The following is a 621-nucleotide window of genomic DNA, read 5'->3' as shown; positions in this document are numbered from 1 at the left end:
GGCCAAGCCTGACCAGGCGAAGCCGATCCCGGCTAAGCCCGATCCGGTGAAGATGAAGGAGCCGATCCCCGAGGCGCGCGTGCCGCAGGCCAACAAGCCGCCGGGCGAGATCGAAGGCGCGCGCCGCAAGGCGGCCGGCGTCGGCCTGCTCGCGATGAAGGACCAGCTGCAGGAGCTGAGCGGCGCGCCGCTGGCGGTGCAGCTGAAGCCGGACATCAAGCAGGGGCCGGGCGTGGGTTCGGGCGTCGGCGTGGGGGTGGGCGCAGGCACCGAAGCCGGCTTGCCGGACCGGGCCATGATCACCTCGAACGCGACCGGCGGCAGCGGCGGCATCAACACCGCGGGCTACAGCCGCAACACCGGCGGTGGTGGACTGGCGGGTCGCTCGACGACGCTGGTCGCCGGCGTGGCCGGTGGTGGAGGTGGCGGCGGCAAGGGATCGGCGGCCGGCAGCGGCACGGGCAACGGCACCGGGGCGGGCGGCACGGTGCAGCGCGGCAACAGCGGCAAGGCGGCGCGCTCGATCGAGGAGATCCGCCTGGTGTTCGAGCGCAACAAGGGCGCGATCTACGCGATCTACAACCGTGCGTTGCGCGAGGATCCGGGCCTGCAGGGCAAGGT

At 73.1% G+C, this 621-nt stretch carries 1 pseudogene; it reads left to right on the top strand.

From position 1 onward, the window contains the following. Positions 1-46: 46 nt before the first annotated feature. Positions 47-621, top strand: a pseudogene (locus tag AC1D15_RS36080) (AgmX/PglI C-terminal domain-containing protein); the annotation flags it as partial.

It is taken from the genome of Rhizobacter sp. P2_H2 (assembly GCF_056403375.1).
Note: the sequence above shows the minus strand (reverse complement) of the source record. Positions and strands in the feature narration are given on the sequence as shown.